The organism is Actinomadura rudentiformis, from assembly GCF_008923185.1.
Classification (GTDB): domain Bacteria; phylum Actinomycetota; class Actinomycetes; order Streptosporangiales; family Streptosporangiaceae; genus Spirillospora; species Spirillospora rudentiformis.
In genome coordinates this window covers 69,325-86,417 of sequence record NZ_WBMT01000033.1, presented here as the reverse complement: position 1 = coordinate 86,417, position 17,093 = coordinate 69,325, and the positions used below count along the sequence as shown (strand labels likewise).

The following is a 17,093-nucleotide window of genomic DNA, read 5'->3' as shown; positions in this document are numbered from 1 at the left end:
GATTATCGGCATTGGCCGTGTCACCGAGAGGGAGAGATCCATTCATGGACGAGCCGTCGTGGGGCCAGATCATCGCCGCAGGCAGCGTGGTGGTGGGGGCGCTGGTGCTGGCGGTCGTACTCCGCATCGCGATGGGGCGGCTGACCCGCCGGGCCGGTGACACGCGCTGGGCGTGGGACGACCTGATCGCCAAGCTGCTGCACGACCTGGCGGTACCGGTCGCGCTCACCGGCGGCGGCTGGATCGCGACGCTGATCCTGAAGCCCGAGTCCGAGACGAAGAACATCGCCGCCAAGGTGTTCTCGGCGGCGATCATCCTGTGCGTCACGTTCGCGCTCGCCCGGCTGATCGCGGGCATTGTGACCTCGGTCACACTGGCCCGCCAGGGACCGGACTCGTCCGTCACGATCTTCGGCAACATCACCCGGGTGATCGTCCTCGGCATCGGCATGCTGGTGATGCTGCAGAGCCTCGGCGTGTCGATCACGCCTCTGCTCGGCGCCCTGGGCGTCGGTGGTCTCGCGGTGGCCCTGGCGCTCCAGGACACCCTGGCCAACCTGTTCGCGGGCGTGCACGTGCTGGCGTCCAAGACCATGGAGCCCGGCGACTACATCAAGCTGAGCAGCGGGCAGGAGGGGTACGTCGTCGACATCAACTGGCGCAACACCTCGATCCGCACGCTGTCCGACAACATCGAGGTCATCCCGAACGCGGAGTTCTCGAAGTCGATCCTGACCAACTTCCACCGCCCGGCGCAGGACATGTCGCTGCTGGTGCAGGCCAGCGTCGCCTACGACAGCGACCTGGAGCGCGTGGAGAAGGTCGTGACCGAGATCGGCGGCGAGGTGATGAACGAGGTCGAGGGCGGCGTGAAGGACGCCGAGATCCTCGTCCGGTTCCACACGTTCGCCGATTCCAGCATCAACTTCACGGCCATCCTGCGGATCAACGAGTTCGGCGAGCAGTTCCGGATCAAGCACGAGTTCATCAAGCGCCTGCACCGCCGCTTCCAGGCCGAGGGCATCGAGATCCCGTTCCCGACGCGCCAGGTCCTCGTGGCCAACGGCCGCCCCAAGGACCTGGCCGCCCACGATTGAGCGTCCCGGCCGGGGATCGTCAGCGGATGAACCGGAAGTCCGGGTGCTGCGGCGACGGGCCGTTCAGGACGGGGCGCGGCAGACGGCGCAGGTGGCGGTCGAAGAACGCCGTGACGTACACGCGTTGCGAGGCGACCATCCTGCCCGCGTCCACGGTGCCGACGAAGTCCTTGGCCCTGTCGGCGGGGAGTTCGGTCTGCCGTCCGACGGCGGGCAGGATCGCCTGGAGGTCGGTGAAGCTGTAGTGGCTTCCCTGCGGCACGTTGAGGTCGCGCTTCCAGCCGCGGGAGTTGTTCCAGAACGACCCCCAGGACGGATTGGTCAGGTGGGTCTGGAGTTCTCCGCCCGTGGCGGCGCCCATCAGCATGAACGGCCGGTCGAGGCCCGTCCGCGCCACCTGGACGAGGTCGCCGGGCGCGTACTGCATGGTGCCGTCAAGATCGATCCCGGCGTCGAGCCGGCGGTCCACGCGCATGGCCTCGGCGGCCTGGATCCCGCCCGCCGAGTGCCCGAAGGCGCCGATCCGGGACAGGTCGAGCGCCGCGCCGATGCCGCGGGGGAGCCGCCGCCGTTCCGCGTCCGGGTTGTGCCCGGCGCGCAGCGCGGCGAGCCGGTCCAGGACGAAGCGGGTGTCGGCGACGCGGGTGTCGAGGGCGGTCCGCGTCCGCGCGGGGCTCTGCGGCGGGAGCGTCTGCTGCTCGACCCGGCCAGTGGGGAACTCGACGAGGGACGTCTCGTAGGTATGGTCCATGGTCACCACGACGTAGCCGCGGCTGACCAGTTCCTCGACGGCCGTGGTCCCGACCGCGCGCGGAACGCCGAAGCCCGGTGAGTACAGCACGACAGGGCGCGGGCCGCGCCGCAGGTCGGCGGGGGCGGCCTCGGCCGCGTGGGTCCGGGCGCCCGCCCAGTCGACCTGGCCCGGCTTGAAGATGCCGAACGCCTCGGCCTGGCCGGCGAGCCTGGCCACGGTGGGGCGCAGGTAGGGGGCGCGCGGCAGCGTGCTCGCCCGCGCCGGGTACCAGACGCTGATCATGAGCTCGCGGGCCTTGCCCTTCACCCACGGGTCGCGGCGTGCCTGGTCGACGAGGTGGAGCTCGGTGGTGCCGATGGCCTGCCTCCCGGTGGGGGCGGGGAGTTCGAAGGACACCGGCTGGGTGCGCGTGGTGCCGTTCGCCGTACGCGTCGCGCCGGCGCCGGCTCCGCAGGCGGTGATCAGGGGGAAGGCGAGCATGAGCGCGGTGAGCGCGGTGGTTCTCGATCGCATGGCCCCAGCCTGGCCGCCGCCGGCGAGCCGTGATCATGGTCGATCGGCAGCCTTCACCCCTGACCTTCGTCGGGGCCGGACCGGGGCCGGCTAGCGCGGCTCGTCGAACCAGGCGAGGAACTCGGTGTGGCCGAACATCCGGGCGGTGTCCACGGCCGATGGGGCTCCGGCGGTCGGATCGGCGCCGAGGTCCAGAAGGGCGCGCACGACCCCGGCCTCCTTCTTGAACACCGCGCCTGCCAGTGGGCGCTGCCCCCGGTCGTTCGGCCGTTCCGGATCGGCGCCCCGTGCCACGAGGGCCCGCACGGTGTCCGCCCGCCCGTGGTAGGCGGCCAGCATGAGAAGGGTGTCGCCCTTGTCGTCGGCGAGGTCGACGGGGACGCCGGCCTCGACGTGCGCGATGAGCCGTTCGGTCTGCCCCGTCCGCGCCAGGTCGAACAGCTTGGTCGCGAACTCCTTCAGCCCCGGATCCGGCTCCCTCACGAGCTCGAGGTCCGCGCACTCCATCCCGGCGAGCCTCGGCCCGAGCGCGTCCGCCTTGAACCGCAGCTCCTTCTCCATGGACACCAGCGTGCCCTCCCGGGGATAGACCCGGAACCGGATGTCGTCGGCCAGCGACTTCATGATCACCAAGCCCCGCCCGTGCTCGCGGGCCGGGCCGGTGTCCGGCTGCCCGGCCGCCTCGGTGTCGAATCCCTGCCCGGCGTCGAGCACCCTGATGACGCAGTGCGTGTTGGTGATCATCGCCTGCACCGTGTAGGCGTCGCCGGCCTCGGCGTGCCGGATCACGTTGGTGCAGGCCTCGGTGAGCATGAGCTCGATGTCGATCTGGACGGTGTCGTCGACGCCGAGTGCCTCCAGCGAGGAGGCCAGCAATCCCCGTGCCACCGGCACACTCGCCGCGTCGCGGGGGAGCTGCAGTTCGAGGCTGAACAGCAACACCGACTCCGTTGGCCGACTTCTTGGCCACGATGTCCCCCGGAGAGAACCCCTTAACCACCGAGGCGACCCCAGGAGCGGCTAGGGCCGGGGAGTCGCTTCGGTGGTGGCGGCGTCCAGCGCGGCGGTGACGCGTTCGAGGGAGCGGCGCAGCTCGATCAGCTCCCGCTCGCTCAGGCCGGTGGAGGCGAGGATGCGGCGTGGCACGTTCACGGCCTTTTCGCGGAGCGCCTCGCCCTGGGCGGTCAGCGTGACGACCACCGACCGTTCGTCCTGCGGGCTGCGCTCGCGGCGGACGAGCCCGGCGGCCTCCAGCCGCTTGAGGAGCGGCGAGAGCGTGCCCGAGTCGAGCCGGAGGGCGAGGCCGAGCTCCTTCACGGTCAGCGTGCCGTGCTCCCACAGCGCGAGCATCGCCAGGTACTGCGGATAGGTGAGGCCCAGGTCGCGGAGAAGCGGGCGGTAGGTCGCGTCGAAGGCGCGCGAGGTCGCGTGCAGGGCGAAGCACACCTGGTTGTCCAGGCGGAGCAGCTCCTCGGATGCCGTGGTCATGTCTCCATCATACAACTCTGTTGTGCACAATTAAGTTGTGCTATGTTAAATTTCGTGCCAACCGGACATGAGGAGAGATCATGAGCGTGCACTACACCGCCGTCGCCACCGCCAACGGACGCGACGGCCGGGCCGTCAGCTCCGACGGGAAGCTGGACCTGCGCCTCGCCCCGCCGCGCGAGATGGGCGGCAGCGGCGACGGCACCAACCCCGAGCAGCTCTTCGCCGCCGGTTACGCGGCCTGCTTCGCCAGCGCGATGGGCGCGGTCGCGCGTGCCGAGCGCAAGGACGTCAGGGACGTGTCGGTCACCGCGGAGGTCGGCATCGGCGGCAGCGTCGACGAGGGCTTCGGGCTCAGCGTGGTGCTGCGCGTGGAGCTGCCCGAGGACCTGGAGGGCGGCCGTGACCTGGTCGAGCGGGCGCACAAGGTCTGCCCCTACTCCAACGCCACTCGCGGCAACATCCCCGTCGAGCTCGTGATCGAATAGGGGCGGACACGAGGAGGATCGGATGTCGTACCCGGCGGAGCTCTACCACGGCGACCAGGGAGAGGTCAGCGGCACGCTCTGGAAGGGCGACTCCGCGCCCGACCTGGTGATCGGCGGCCGCACCGGCGTGCACTACCTGGCGACCGGCGAGTCCACGGGCGGGCAGTACGGCCTCTACCGGTGGGACATGGGTGAGCAGCCCGGCGGGCCCGGACCGCACTTCCACAAGACGATGTCCGAGTCGTTCTTCGTGCTGTCCGGGGTCGTCGGCCTGTACGACGGCGACCGCTGGGTGAACGCCGCGCCCGGCGACTTCCTGTTCGTCCCGCCGGGCGGCATCCACGCGTTCCGCAACCCGGAGGGCCCCGCATCGATGCTGCTGCTGTTCGCGCCGGGCGCGCCGAGAGAGGGCTACTTCGAGGAGCTGGCGGAGGTCGCCGCGAGCGGCCGCACGCTCAGCGACGAGGAATGGGCCGACATCTACCGGCGGCACGACCAGTACATGGTCTGATTGCTGCTCGCCTGGCCGCTATTCGATGGGGTGGCCCTCCAGGAGCAGTTGGAGGCGTTCCCGCACGTCGGCGTCCGGCTCGCGGGCGAGGGCGGCGGTCACCGCGTCCCGCGCCTCGGCGGGCCAGGCCGCCTCGTCCCAGGCGGCGAGGGTACGGATGGCCATGTTGCGGTTGCGGACCACCGGGCTGGCCAGGCCGGCGGCGACGATCGGCCAGCCCTGCCCCGGCCACTCGCCGAGCTTGGGCAGGAACGCGTCGAGGCAGCGATGCGGCGCGAAATCCGGGCCGAGACCGTCCTCCTCGGCGGGGCCGGTCGCGATCCGGTTGAGCGGGAGCAGGTCCGTCGCCAGGTCGAGCACCTGGCCGAGCGTGCCCGAGTCGGCCTCCTTCATGCACAGGTGCCAGTGCCGTAGGTCGTACGGCTTGTCGCGGACGCGGCTGAGGTGCGCCTCCAGCGTCGGGACGCCCAGCATCCGGCACGCGCGGGACGCCCGGTAGAACTCGGCCTCGTCGGTCGAGCCGAGCCCGAGCCGGGCGAGGTCGGCCCAGAGCGGGCGCTGGAGAATCGCGGCGCACCGGTCGGCGAGATGCGGCCAGTGCTCCGTCGCGTACGTCTGCAGGGATCGGACCGCGAAGTAGTGCCGCAGGTCGTCGGCCCGTGTCGCCATGTGCCCGAGGAAGAGCCCGGCGGCCCGCTCACCCTCGTCGTAGCCGGAGATGCCCTCGACCGGCCCGCCCTCGTCGCACAGCACGTCGAAGAGGTCGCTCGCGGCGATGAGCAGGTCGTCGTCGGGCGCGTCGGCGAGCCGTCCCGCCAGGTCGCCGGCGGCCACCGCGACCCCGGCCAGGTACTGGTCCATCACGTCGTTGCGGAAACCCTCGCGCAGGATCCAGTCGCGGATCAGGGGGTCGCCCGTGTCGGCCAGCCGTTCCACCAGATGGATGCGGCCCCAGCCGGTGACGTTGCGCGCCAGCTCCCACAGGTCGGCCTCGACGTCGCCCTCGCGGTTGGCCAGGGCCACCAGCGCGAAGATCGTGAACTCGTCGTGGCGGCCCAGCGTCATGAGCTCGTCGCGATGATGATCGGCGGAGTAGAGGCCGAGCAGTGCGATGCCCAGCTTCACCGCCTCACGGTCGTGTGCCCGCGTGGCCAGGCGGTAGGCCAACTGGTAGGTCGCCTCCGGGTCGAGGCCCGACTCGCGCACCCAGCCGAGCAGGTCGTCGACGAGTGAGATCACGCGCGCCTCGCGAACGGTCTCGATCAGCGCGTCGTACGCCGACCTGCCGCGCACGGCCGCCGCCAGGGCCTCCCGCACCCGTTCCACCTCGTGTGGCTCAGCGGAGCCGCCCCAGTGGTAGAGCAGCACGCCGTCCTGCGCGCCCGGCGCCCACATGGTGCCGGGGCCGTCATCGGGCAGGGACTCGCCGCCCTCACGCAGTCCCGGCCCCTCTGCCAGAACGTGCGCGCTGATGTGCTCGAAGATCGATGTGGGGCTTGCCTGCCGCCGCCTGCGGAACATTCGGAACACTCTAGAGTGATCAACCTGGTCAGAGCATCGTCTTTTTCGCGGATCGCCCCTTGACCAGGCGCGTCCCCGCCACCGCCACGACCAGCAGCACGGCGAAGGCGGCGGCCACCCAGCCGATGCCGATCATGTCCAGCCGCTCCGACAACGCCCCCTGGATCTCGGTGGCGGCCCCGACGACCGGGTCGTCCGCGGCGCCGCCCGCGTTCACGCGCAGCTCGTACCAGCCGTAGTAGACGATGTAGACCCCGGCCGGCAGCAGGAGACCGCCGCTCACCCGCGACACGTACGGCAGCAGGCGGCGCAGCCGCGTCACCGCCGCGTCGCGGGCCAGCGCCACCATCATCGCCAGCAACCCGACGACCAGGCCCATGCCGACGCCGTACGCGACGAAGGCGGCGAGCCCCTCCACGATGCCGCCGGTTCCCGAGACGAGCCCGGTCACGGCGAGGAACGGCGCGACCGTGCACGACAGGGAGGCGATCGCGTACGACGCCCCGTACCCGTACAGCGCGAGCAACGACCCCGACGGGCCGCCGCCCACGTTCAGCCGGGGCAGCCGTACGAGCAGCTCACGGCCGGTCAGCAACCACACGCCCGTCACGGTCAGGGCGAGGCCGATCACGATCGTGGCCCAGGGCAGGTACTCCTGGATCGACGTCGTCGCCACGGAGATCACGAGGCCGAACGCGCCGAAGACCGTGACGAACCCGGCCGTCATCCCCGCCGAGAGCCGCAGCGCCCGCCACACCCCGCCCGCCCCCGGCGCGGCGACGAGGAGCGCCAGGTAGGACGGGAGCAGCGCGAAGCCGCAGGGGTTGAACGCCGCGACGAGCCCGGCCGCCAGAGCGAGTGAGACCGTTTCCATGTCCGTCAGCCGCCCGCGAGGGCCTTCACGTGCTTCTCGAGCTCGTCTTCACCGAGAGGCCCCGAGGCGCGGTCGGCCGACCCGTCGCGCTTCATGAACAGGAACGACGACTGCGACGTGACCTTGAAGTGCTTGTAGAGGTCGCCGCCGCGATCGTCGAGCTGGGTGATGCCTCCGGTGCCGGTCCGGGTCACGAACTTCTGCATCTGGTCCTTGCTCTTGTCGAGCCCGGCGATGCCGACGAACGAGACACGACCCTTGTAACGCTCGGCCACCTTCGCGACGGCCGGGCCCTCCGACTGGCACTTGGGGCACCACGGAGCCCAGAACCAGAACACCACCGGCTGCTCGGCCAGGTTGGACCCGGTGAACGGCTTGCCGTCCAGCGTCGTCCCCTCGAACTTCAACTGCTCCGGCATCGATCGCAGCCGCCCCGACGGCGTGCCGGAGCCGGGGGCCGCAGCGCTCGACGAGGCCGCGGACGGCGTCGGCTGTACGGTCGCGGCGCCCTTCGGGGCGTCGTCGTCCGATCCGCCGCATGCGGCGAGCGCCAGCGTGGCGGCGAGCAACAGGGTGAGCTTCCTCATGGGGCAAGGCTATTGAGCCGGACGCCCGCAAGTTCTTACGAACCGGTGACGGGGCCTTCCGAGGTGTTCTAATGAAAGGGTGCCCGGCTGGACGAAGCCGTGGATGGCGGGCCTGGTGGTGGTGATCGTGGTGATCGCGTCACTCTGGGCGCTGCAGCGCAGGCTGATCTACTTCCCGGACCGCGCGGCGCCGCCCGTGCCCGCCGGTGTCCGGGAGGTCTCCTACCGGACCGAGGACGGCCTGACGCTCAAGGCCTGGTACGTGCCGTCGTCACGGCCCGGCGCCCCGGTCGTCCTGGTGGCGCCCGGCAACGCGGGCAACCGCTCCTACCGCCTGCCACTGGCCACGGCACTGGCGTCTCGCGGCCTGTCCGTCCTCCTGGTGGACTATCGCGGTTATGGCGGCAATCCCGGCAGTCCCAGCGAGACCGGCCTCACCCGGGACGTCCGCGCGGCACGCGGCTATCTGACGGAGGAGCTCGGAGCCGGCCGCGTGCTCTACTTCGGCGAGAGCCTCGGTGCCGCCGTCATCACCCGCCTCGCGGTGACTCACCCGCCCGCGGGCCTGCTCCTCCGGTCACCGTTCAGCGACCTGGCCTCGGTCGGGCGCGAGCACTACCCGTTCCTCCCTGTCGGGGCGCTGCTCAAGGACCGGTTCCCGGTCGCCGACCAGATCGGGCGGGTCGAGGCGCCGGCCGCCGTCGTCTACGGGGACGCCGACTCGATCGTCCCGCCACGGCAGAGCCGGGAGGTCGCACGGCGGGTCACGCACCTCGTCCGCGAGGTCGTGGTGCCCGGCGCCGACCACAACGACCAGGTGCTCCTCGACGGCCCCCAGCTCGTCGACGCCGTCCTGGCCTTGAACGCCGCCCAGCCGGCTAGCTGAGGCGGCGGTTGGTGAGCGAGGCGAACGTGGCGATCAGCGACGCGACGAAGAGCACCGTGAACGCGCGGTGGTAGCCGGTGATCAGGTCGCCGAGCTCGCCGGGGGAGAGGCTCGCGGCGGCGCCCCCGTACAGCAGCCGCCGGTCGGCCGCGGCGAGCGCCGACGTGGCGAGCATGAGGCACAGCGCCGCGCCCATCACGTTCCCCACGTTCAGCAGGGTCATCCGCAGCCCGTTGACGACGCCGAGCCGTTCGGACGGGACCGCTGCCAGCACCGCGGAGGTGTTGCCGGTCGTGAACACGCCGCTGCCGACGGCGACCAGGATCAGGGACAGCGCGATCATCGTGTAGGGCGTGTCCTCGTCCAGCGCGAGCAGCGCGACGAGCATCCCGGTCGTCGCGGTCGCCGACCCCGCGGCCGCGATCGTGCGGGAGTGGACCCGCCTGCCGAGGAAACCCCCGATGGGCGCCGCCACCATCCCGGCGATCGGGCCGGGCAGCACGGCCACTCCCGCCTCCGCCGGCGTCATCCCGTTCACGGCCTGGAGGAAGAGCGCGACGAGCAGGACGCTGCCGACCCTGCCGAGGTTGTTGCAGAACGCGGCGAGGTTCGCGAGCGAGAAGTGCCGGTCGCTGAACAACGTGACGTCCACCAGGGGATGTCGCGCGCGCCGCTGCCGTACGGCGAACACCGGCAGCAGGAGCCCGAACGCTGCGGCGCCCGACAGCGACACCGGGGTGGCCCAGCCGTGCGAGCCGCCTTCGGACAGCGTGAGGATCAGCCCGCCGAGCCAGCCGAACAGCAGGACGGCGCCGAGCACGTCGATCGGCTCACGGGCGCCGGGCGGGACGCGGGGGAGCGACAGTGCGGCCCAGGCCAGGGCGATGAGCCCGATCGGCACGTTGAACCAGAACACCCACTGCCAGCCCGCGGCCTCGGCCAGGAAGCCGCCCGCCGACGGGCCGATCAGCGGGGCCGCGGTGAGCACTCCGAAGTAGACGCCGAGCCCCTCGCTGAGCCGCTGGGGCCCGAACGCGTGCGCGATGATCGCCGTGCCGTTGGCCAGCAGCACCGCCCCACCGAACGCCGCCAGCACGCGCAGGGCGATCAGCACCTCGATCGTGGGCGCGAAACCGGCCAGCAGGTTCGCCGCCGTGAAGACCGCGAGCCCGAACAGGTACATGTGGCGCCGCCCGAAGACGTCGGACATCCGCCCGCACACCATGAGCAGCGACGTCTGGACGAGCATGAAGCCGAGGACCAGCCAGCTCGACGCGAACGCGCCCGCCTCGAAGTGCCCGACGACGACCGGCAGGGCGATGTTGAGCGTGGTCATGTTGACCACGAGCAGCAAGGTGCCGAGCGTGACGACCGAGAGCACGCGCCACGGGCCGGACCCCTCAGGCCGGCCGAGGGCGGGCTCGGCCGGCGCGCTCACCCGCACCATGAATCCATCTGCCCAACGTGAAGGATCCTCCACATCGGACACACTCTCCCGGGTCGGTGGCGCGACGTCCGTAACGTTCTAGAGCTCGGTTCTAGATCACTTGCCAGCGTCACCCGGGAGCGCGGCGGCTGTCAATGGAGGGTGAGTGAGGCGACACCCCCGTGCCAGGGTCACCTTGCCAGGGTCAACCAGCGGCCGCGGTGCCGGGCCGAGCGGCCGGTGGTGGCGGGGTCAGCCGGCGGCGGCGGCCTGCTGGGCCTCGATCACCTTGCGCACGGCCTTGGCGGCCGGGCCGCTGCGGGCGGTGAGCTCTTCGATGCGCCGCTTGTGGCGGCGCCGGTCGGAGCGGGGGAGGACGGTCTTCAGGCCACCGGCGGCCGCCAGGGCGACGGCGGCGGCGTCCCAGCTGTTGACGTGCGCGACCGGCTTGCCGCGCAGCGCCGACGAGGCGCCGCCCCAGAGCGCCTTCACCACCCGGGGATCCCGGACGGTGACGCGGGTCGCGGGGAAGAAACCGAGCCGGCGGTACGGCTCCACCCGGATCCAGCCTTCCCGGGAGAGCTCCTCCCGGATGGTCCGCACGATCCCCCGATGGTCCTTGCGCACCCAGTGCTGCCACGAACGCGGGCGCGAGCCGGAGATCTGGCGCAGCACGCCGTACGGGTCGTCGCCCGCCGTCTCGACGCACGGCTTGTTGCCCCTCTCGCCGAGCCGGCCGTCGAGGTAGAGCTCGGTCAGCGCCGCGCCGCGCAGGACGTAGCCGAGATGTGACCGTGCGGTCATGCGTTTCTTCGTCACGTCGTACGCCAGCAGGAACATCCTGGCCGGCAGGGAATCGGGCACCTCGACCATGAGCTACTCCTCGTCCGTGTCCTCATCATGGCCAGCGACACTGTCGATTGTCGTGGGCGGGTCGGCCGTCGTGGGCGGGTCGATCGTTTTCGGGGGCCGTCCCGGGCGCCGCATCCGCCCGACCCCGCCGGGCAGCCGCCCGGCGTCGGCGAGCGCCCGGCGCAGCAGGAACTCGATCTGCGCGTTGGTGCTGCGCAGCTCGTCCCCCGCCCATCGGGCCAGCGCGTCGTGGACGGCGGGGTCGAGCCGCAGCAGGATCTTCTTGCGTTCGGAAGCCACGGACTAGAAGCCACGGACTAGTGGTAGAGCGAGCCGGCGTTGACCACCGGCTGGGCGTCCCGGTCGGCGCACAGCACCACGAGCAGGTTGCTGACCATCGTGGCCTTGCGCTCCTCGTCGAGGTCGATCACGTTCTCCTCGGCGAGCTTCTCCAGGGCGGCGTGCACCATGCCGACGGCGCCGTCGACGATCTGCTTGCGGGCCGCCACGACCGCGCCCGCCTGCTGGCGGCGCAGCATGGCCTGGGCGATCTCCGGCGCGTACGCCAGGCGGGTGATCCGGGACTCGATGATCTTAACTCCGGCGGAGGCCACCCGGGCGGCGAGCTCGTCGGACAACTTCCCGGTGATCTCGTCGGCGTTCTCGCGCAGCGAGATGCGCTCGGCTGAGTCGTAGGGGAAGCTTCCCGCGATGTGCCGCACCGCGGCCTCGGTCTGGAACGCCACGAACTCCACGAAGTCGTCCACCTCGAAGATGGCGCGGGCGGTGTCCTCCACCTGCCACACCACCACCGCGGAGATCTCGATGGGGTTGCCGTCCAGGTCGTTGACCTTGGCCAGCCCGGTCTCGTGGTTGCGGATCCTGGTCGAGACTCGGCGCCGCTGCGTGATCGGGTTGACCCAGCGCAGCCCGGCGGCGCGGAGCGTCCCCACGTACCCGGCGCCGACGAGCTGGAGCACGCGCGCCTCGTTCGGCGCGACCGGCGTCAGCCCCGCCGCCACCGCGAGGCCCGCGAGCACGGCGATGATCGCGGCCCCGATGGCGGCGAGACCGGCGCCGTCGTCGTCGGACCCGATGATGACGATGCCGAGGACGAAGAGCCCCACGCCGCCCCCGAGCAGGAGCAGGGCGAGCGCGGCCATCACCCAGCCGTTCGTCCCGCTGGTGAGACGTTCGCTGATCTGCGGTGCCGGCATGTCCACCGGTGCGGGTTCGAGCGCGGGTTCGGTCATGGTCGCTCCTCCTTGTATCTGGCATTAATCTAGCAAAGTGATATCACTTTTTCCAGACGTGGCGGGGACGGGCTCCTCATCGGCGATCTCCGGGATGACCTTCGGCACGTTCCGGAGGGTGATGAGGGCGCTCACCGCCACCAGCCCGGCGAACGCCGCGCTGCAGAGCATCGACGCGTGCATGCCGTCCACGAACGCGGCCTTGGCGGCGCCGGTGACCTCGGCGGCGAGCTGTGCCGGGAGCGCGGCGGCGGCTTCGACGGCACCCGCCAGGGAGTCCTCGGCGGCGTGCTCCGCGGCGGCGGGCAGCCCTGCCGGCAGGTCGATGGTGCTCCGGTAGACCGCGTTCAGCACGCTGCCGAGGACGGCCATCCCCAGGGCCGCGCCCAGTTCGTTCGCGGTCTCGGAGATCGCCGACGCGGCGCCGGACCGCTCTTTCGGCACCGAGGCCAGCACGGTGTCGGCGGTGACGGTCATCGCCATGCCCATGCCGAGTCCGCCCACGATCATCAGCGGCACCATCCTCAGGTAATCGGTGTCCAGCCCGACCAGCGCGAAGCCGGAGAAGCTGATGGCCGAGACCAGCAGCCCGGAGGCGGCGACGCGGGCACGGCCGAACACGCCGATCAGCGGCGGGGCGAGCGCGGCGCCGCCGATCATCGCTCCGGCCGCCCCCGGCAGCCCGGCCAGGCCCGCCTTCAACGGCGACCAGCCCAGCGCGAGCTGGAAGAAGAGCGAGAAGATCAGCGACTGCGCGACGAGGGCGAACATCGCGAACATGTTGGTGCTGACCGCGCCGGTGAACGCGCCGCGCCGGAACAGCCGGACGTCGATCAGCGGGTCGGCCAGCCGGGTCTGCCGATGGACGAACACCACCAGCGCGGCGACGCCGATGAGCGCGGAGGTCCCGACGCCGGCCTGCCCGAACCCGTCCACCGCGGCCTCCTTGACCGCGTACACCAGGCCGAGGATCCCGGTGATGGACAGCAGCACGCTGACCAGGTCGAGCCGGCCGGTGACGAGATTGGGCGTCTCGGGCAGCACGAACGGCCCGGCGGCCAGGACCACCGCCATGATCGGGACATTGATCAGGAAGACCGAGCCCCACCAGAAGTGGTCGAGCAGCGCGCCGCTGACCACCGGCCCGAGCCCGACGGCCAGCCCGCCGATCCCGAAGAAGATGCCGACCACCGTCGTGCGTTCCTTCGGGTCGGTGAACGCGCGGCGGATCAGCGAGAGCGCCGACGGCATGATCGTGGCGCCGGCCACTCCGAGCGCCGCCCGCGCGGCGATGAGCATCTCGGCGGTGGAGGCGTAGGCGGTGACCGCGGACGCCGCCGCGAACAGCACGGTGCCGGTGAGCAGCATCTTCTTGTGCCCGATCCGGTCGCCGACGCCGCCCATCGTGATCAGCAGCCCGGCCAGCACGAAGCCGTAGGCGTCGGCGATCCAGAGGATCTGGGTGGCCGACGGGTGCAGGTCGGCGGTGAGATGCGGGACGGCCTGGTTGAGGGCGGTCAGGTCGATGTTGGGAACGAGGACGAGCAGGACGCAGATCCCGAACGTGCCCCACTTGCGGGGGTTGGAGAACGCCACGGTGTCCGTCCGAGCGGTTGAGGGGTTCATGCGGTCAGCGTGGGAGACCCCGCTGACCGCCCGCGCACCGTCCACGCACTGCCGCGCACCGTCCTCTGGCCGTCAGGCGCGGGCGAGGGTGAGCACTTCCTGCGGCGTCATCGCCGCTCCGTGGTCCCGGGCGGCTTCGAAAGCGTCGTCGCCCAGGCGTTCCCGGACCTCCGCCGTGACGCGGATGATGTCGTGCGCGCTCTCCGCAAGTTCCCGGATTTTCCTGGTGCCGCCGAGAAGCGTCGCCGCGCGGACCGGGTCGCCCTTCTGGAGGGCGACCGCGGCCATGCCGGCCACGGCCTCGGCCACGGTCTGGGCGTAGACGTTCTCGTACTCGCTGTCGATCGTGGCCAGGAAGTGCGCCCGTGCCGCGCCGAGTTCGCCCTCGGCGGCCGCGAGCCACCCCAGCCCGAGCCGGGCGCGCGCGCCGTTCTCGGCTGTCCAGCCCCAGTCGGCGCCTGAGCCCTCCAGCACCTCCTCGTAGAGCTCGCGCGCGGTGGCGAGGTCTCCGGTGAGGCGCGCGACATCGCCGAGGCCCAGCCGCGCGGTCCGCACCTTCTGCGGCGAGCCGGACCGGGCGGCGAGCTCGGCCGCCCGCTCGTGCTCGGCCCGCGCGGTCGCCAGGTCCCCGCCGCGGATGAACACCTCCGCGCGCCGCCGCAGGAGGTCGACCATGTCCTCCAGCACGCCGAGCTGCTCGACCAGGGTGAACGCCTCGTCCAGCAACTCCAGGGAGCGCTCCAGATCGCCGTCGAGCTCCGCGACGATGGCGAGACCGTCCAGCGTGTTCGCGATGCCCCAGCGGTCGCCGAGCGCCCGGAACCGCGCGAGCGACTCCTCGAACACGGGGCGGGCGGCCTCGAACTCCCCGCTGAAGATCCATTGATAGCCGGAGCTGAAGCCGTCGAGGGCGTGCAGCCAGGGGTCCGAGCGCATCATCAGGTGTTGCCGGCGCTCCTCGATCTCCGCGCGGTCGGGGATCGGGTTGGACATGGCCCACAGGACCAGCACGCTCACCCGCCGGGGCAGGGTGGTCATGCCGGCGTAGTCCATCACCGACTCCGCGGCGCGCTTGTAGTCCGCCGTGGCGTCACCGAGCGCCCCGCTCGCCCCCGCGTGCACCACGCACAGCACGTACTCCTCAGAGAGCCCTTCCGGCGGCTCGGTGCCGTAGTGCCTGAGCAGCTCGGCGGCGGGCGGCCCGAGCTCGCTGCGCACGCCGCGCAGCCACCAGTACCAGGACAGCGCACCGATGAACTGCATGGCGGTCGCGGGCTCGGCCCGCACGGCCCAGCGGAGCGCAACGTGCAGGTTGTCGCCCTCGGCGCCCAGCCGCGCCATCCAGTCGAGCTGGTCGGCGCCGCGCAGCCGCGGCTCGGCCCGCTCAGCCAGGTCGAGGAAGTACACGGCGTGCGCGCGCCGCAGATCGTCCTCCTCTCCTGCCTCGGTGAGGCGTTCGGCGCAGAACGCCCGCACGGTCTCCAGCATCCGGAAGCGCCCGCCGTCACTCTGCAGGAGCGACTTGTCGGTGAGCCCCGCGAGCAGGTCGTCCACCTCGTACAGGGACGGCCCGCAGACGCGCGCGGCGGCCTCCAGCGTGAACCCGCCCGCGAAGACCGTCAGCCGCCGTGCCAGCTCGCGTTCGTCCTCCTCGAGGAGGTCCCAGCTCCACTCCACCACCGCGCGCAGCGTCTGGTGCCGGGGCGCCGCCGTACGGTTGCCCCGCGACAACAACCGGAACCGGTCGTCCAGACGGGCCGCGATCTCCTCGACCGGCAGCGACCGGAGCCGCGCCGCCGCGAGCTCGATCGCCAGCGGCAACCCGTCCAGCGCCGTGCAGATCCGCGACACCGCCTCCAGGTTCGCCGCTGTGATCGCGAAGCCGGGCCGCACGGCCGCCGCCCGGTCACCGAACAGCCGCAGCGCCGGCGACCCGAGCGCGTCCTCCAGCTCGGCTCCCGCAGCCGGAAGGCCCAGCGGCTGCAACGGCAGGATCGACTCGCCGGTGACGCCCAGCACCTCACGGCTGGTCACGAGCACGCGCAACCCGGAAGACGCGGTGAGCAGCCGATGCGCCAGCCTGGCAGCGTCCTCGATCACCTGCTCGCAGTTGTCGAGGATGAGCAGCAGCCTCCGGTCGCTCACCGCCGCGACCAGCCGTTCGGCCGGCTCCGCGTGCTGTTCCGGAACGGTCGCCTGGAGCCCGTGCTCACGCACCCCCAGCGCGCCGAGCAGTGCCTGCGGGAGCTCCGCCCCGTTCACCACCGAGGAGAGATCGACGAAACAGACCTCGCCGTGCTCGCGCGCCCCCGCCTCGATCGCCAGCCGCGTCTTGCCCGTGCCGCCCGGCCCCAGAAGCGTGACCAGCCGCCCTTCGCCGAGCAGCTTCCCGACCCGCGCGAGCTCCTCCTCACGCCCGACGAACGTGGTCAGCTGCGCGGGCAAGGCAGACCGCACCGCCGGGGGCTGCGCCATGTCCCCGCGCAAGATCGCCAGGTGCACCTCGGCCAGCTCCGCCGAGGGATCCGCGCCGAGCTCCTCGGCCAGCACCTGCCGCACGTCCTCGTACACGGCGAGCGCCTCAGCCTGCCGGCCGCTCCCGTACAACGCCCGCATGAGCAGCCCTCGCGTCCGCTCCCGCAGCGGATGCCCGGCCACGATCTCCTGCAACAAGGGCACGATCGTGTACTCACCCAAGGCCAGCTCGGCCTCGGCGCGATCCTCGACGGCCGTGATGCGAAGCTCTTCCAGGCGCGCCGCCTGCCCCGCCACGAACGGAGCCGTCAGATCCGCCAACGCGGGACCGCGCCACAACCCGAGCGCCTCCCGCAACAGCTCCGCCGCCGCCGCATGGGCCCCGGCTCCGAGCGCGCTCCGCCCCTCCTTCACCAGCCGCCCGAACCGGTGAACGTCGACGTCCTCGGGGTCGACAGCGAGGCGATATCCCGTGGCCCGCCCTTCGACGAGCTCCGCCGCACCCAGCCCCCGCCGCAGCCGCGAGACCTGGGACTGGAGAGCGTTCGCGGCTCCGCTGGGCGGCTCCTCGCCGTAGAGCCCGTCGATCAGTCGCTCGTTGGGCACCAGGCGGCCGGCGTCCAGCGCCAGCAACGCCAGCAGTGCCCGCACCCGCGGCCCGCCGACCGCCACGGGAAGCCCGTCCCGCCGAACCTCGACCGGCCCCAGAATGGCGAATTGCATGGCCACGATTGTCCACCAG

16 protein-coding genes and 1 pseudogene are annotated in these 17,093 nt (G+C 71.8%); 4 read left to right on the top strand and 13 right to left on the bottom strand.

Features of this window, described 5'->3' with window-relative positions; genetic code table 11:
- Positions 1-44: 44 nt before the first annotated feature.
- On the top strand, positions 45-1,097 hold the full coding sequence (locus F8566_RS47030; protein WP_151570510.1) for a mechanosensitive ion channel family protein: 1,053 nt from the start codon (positions 45-47) through the stop codon (positions 1,095-1,097).
- 19 nt (positions 1,098-1,116) lie between these two features.
- Here the strand turns inward: F8566_RS47030 and F8566_RS47025 are convergent, their stop codons facing one another.
- From F8566_RS47025 to F8566_RS47015, 4 genes and pseudogenes are all read right to left on the bottom strand, one after another.
- On the bottom strand, positions 1,117-2,364 hold the full coding sequence (locus F8566_RS47025) for an alpha/beta hydrolase family protein (protein WP_225994174.1): 1,248 nt from the start codon (positions 2,362-2,364) through the stop codon (positions 1,117-1,119).
- A 90-nt stretch (positions 2,365-2,454) separates the two neighbouring features.
- A complete protein-coding gene (locus F8566_RS52030) occupies positions 2,455-2,871 on the bottom strand; it encodes an ankyrin repeat domain-containing protein (protein WP_225994179.1) in 417 nt (138 codons plus the stop codon).
- Positions 2,872-2,928: 57 nt separating this feature from the next.
- A pseudogene (locus tag F8566_RS52025) lies at positions 2,929-3,306 on the bottom strand (ATP-binding protein); the annotation flags it as partial.
- A 78-nt stretch (positions 3,307-3,384) separates the two neighbouring features.
- Entirely contained in the window at positions 3,385-3,852 is a 468-nt protein-coding gene (locus tag F8566_RS47015; protein ID WP_151570506.1) for a MarR family winged helix-turn-helix transcriptional regulator, read from the bottom strand.
- A gap of 80 nt (positions 3,853-3,932) precedes the next feature.
- Here F8566_RS47015 and F8566_RS47010 point away from each other — a divergent pair, with 80 nt between their 5' ends.
- Positions 3,933-4,340, top strand: coding sequence for an organic hydroperoxide resistance protein (locus F8566_RS47010; RefSeq protein WP_151570504.1), 408 nt, complete (start codon positions 3,933-3,935; stop codon positions 4,338-4,340).
- A 22-nt stretch (positions 4,341-4,362) separates the two neighbouring features.
- Entirely contained in the window at positions 4,363-4,851 is a 489-nt protein-coding gene (locus F8566_RS47005) for a cupin domain-containing protein (protein WP_151570502.1), read from the top strand.
- 18 nt (positions 4,852-4,869) lie between these two features.
- On the opposite strand, the gene F8566_RS47000 is transcribed toward F8566_RS47005, so the two are convergent.
- The 3 genes from F8566_RS47000 to F8566_RS46990 are packed head-to-tail and all read right to left on the bottom strand — an operon-like array spanning position 4,870 to position 7,833.
- Positions 4,870-6,372 (bottom strand): hypothetical protein, encoded by a 1,503-nt coding sequence (locus F8566_RS47000; protein WP_151570500.1) that lies wholly within the window; start codon positions 6,370-6,372, stop codon positions 4,870-4,872.
- A gap of 28 nt (positions 6,373-6,400) precedes the next feature.
- Positions 6,401-7,246 carry a cytochrome c biogenesis CcdA family protein gene (locus F8566_RS46995; RefSeq protein WP_151570498.1) on the bottom strand — a complete coding sequence of 282 codons (846 nt, stop codon included), beginning with the start codon at positions 7,244-7,246 and terminating at the stop codon, positions 6,401-6,403.
- 5 nt (positions 7,247-7,251) lie between these two features.
- Positions 7,252-7,833 (bottom strand): TlpA family protein disulfide reductase, encoded by a 582-nt coding sequence (locus F8566_RS46990; RefSeq protein WP_151570496.1) that lies wholly within the window; start codon positions 7,831-7,833, stop codon positions 7,252-7,254.
- Positions 7,834-7,912: 79 nt separating this feature from the next.
- On the opposite strand from F8566_RS46990, the gene F8566_RS46985 reads away from it, so the two are divergent.
- Positions 7,913-8,719 carry an alpha/beta hydrolase gene (locus tag F8566_RS46985; protein ID WP_225994173.1) on the top strand — a complete coding sequence of 269 codons (807 nt, stop codon included), beginning with the start codon at positions 7,913-7,915 and terminating at the stop codon, positions 8,717-8,719.
- Here F8566_RS46985 and F8566_RS46980 read toward each other — a convergent pair.
- The 6 genes from F8566_RS46980 to F8566_RS52525 form a co-directional block, all read right to left on the bottom strand.
- The gene (locus tag F8566_RS46980; protein WP_192810255.1) at positions 8,712-10,157 is read right to left on the bottom strand and encodes a DHA2 family efflux MFS transporter permease subunit; all 1,446 of its coding nucleotides are present in this window, start codon (positions 10,155-10,157) and stop codon (positions 8,712-8,714) included. The two genes, F8566_RS46985 and F8566_RS46980, sit on opposite strands and share 8 nt — an antisense overlap.
- 240 nt (positions 10,158-10,397) lie before the next feature.
- Positions 10,398-11,018 (bottom strand): GOLPH3/VPS74 family protein, encoded by a 621-nt coding sequence (locus F8566_RS46975; protein WP_151570492.1) that lies wholly within the window; start codon positions 11,016-11,018, stop codon positions 10,398-10,400.
- Positions 11,019-11,021: 3 nt separating this feature from the next.
- Positions 11,022-11,297: a hypothetical protein gene (locus F8566_RS46970; protein WP_225994172.1), complete on the bottom strand. Its 276-nt coding sequence runs from the start codon at positions 11,295-11,297 to the stop codon at positions 11,022-11,024.
- Positions 11,298-11,314: 17 nt separating this feature from the next.
- Complete coding sequence (locus F8566_RS46965; protein ID WP_151570490.1) at positions 11,315-12,250, bottom strand: SPFH domain-containing protein; 936 nt, start codon at positions 12,248-12,250, stop codon at positions 11,315-11,317.
- A gap of 24 nt (positions 12,251-12,274) precedes the next feature.
- Complete coding sequence (locus tag F8566_RS46960; RefSeq protein WP_151570488.1) at positions 12,275-13,876, bottom strand: MFS transporter; 1,602 nt, start codon at positions 13,874-13,876, stop codon at positions 12,275-12,277.
- A gap of 72 nt (positions 13,877-13,948) precedes the next feature.
- Entirely contained in the window at positions 13,949-17,074 is a 3,126-nt protein-coding gene (locus F8566_RS52525) for a BTAD domain-containing putative transcriptional regulator (protein ID WP_151570486.1), read from the bottom strand.
- Between the last annotated feature and the right edge of the window lie 19 nt (positions 17,075-17,093).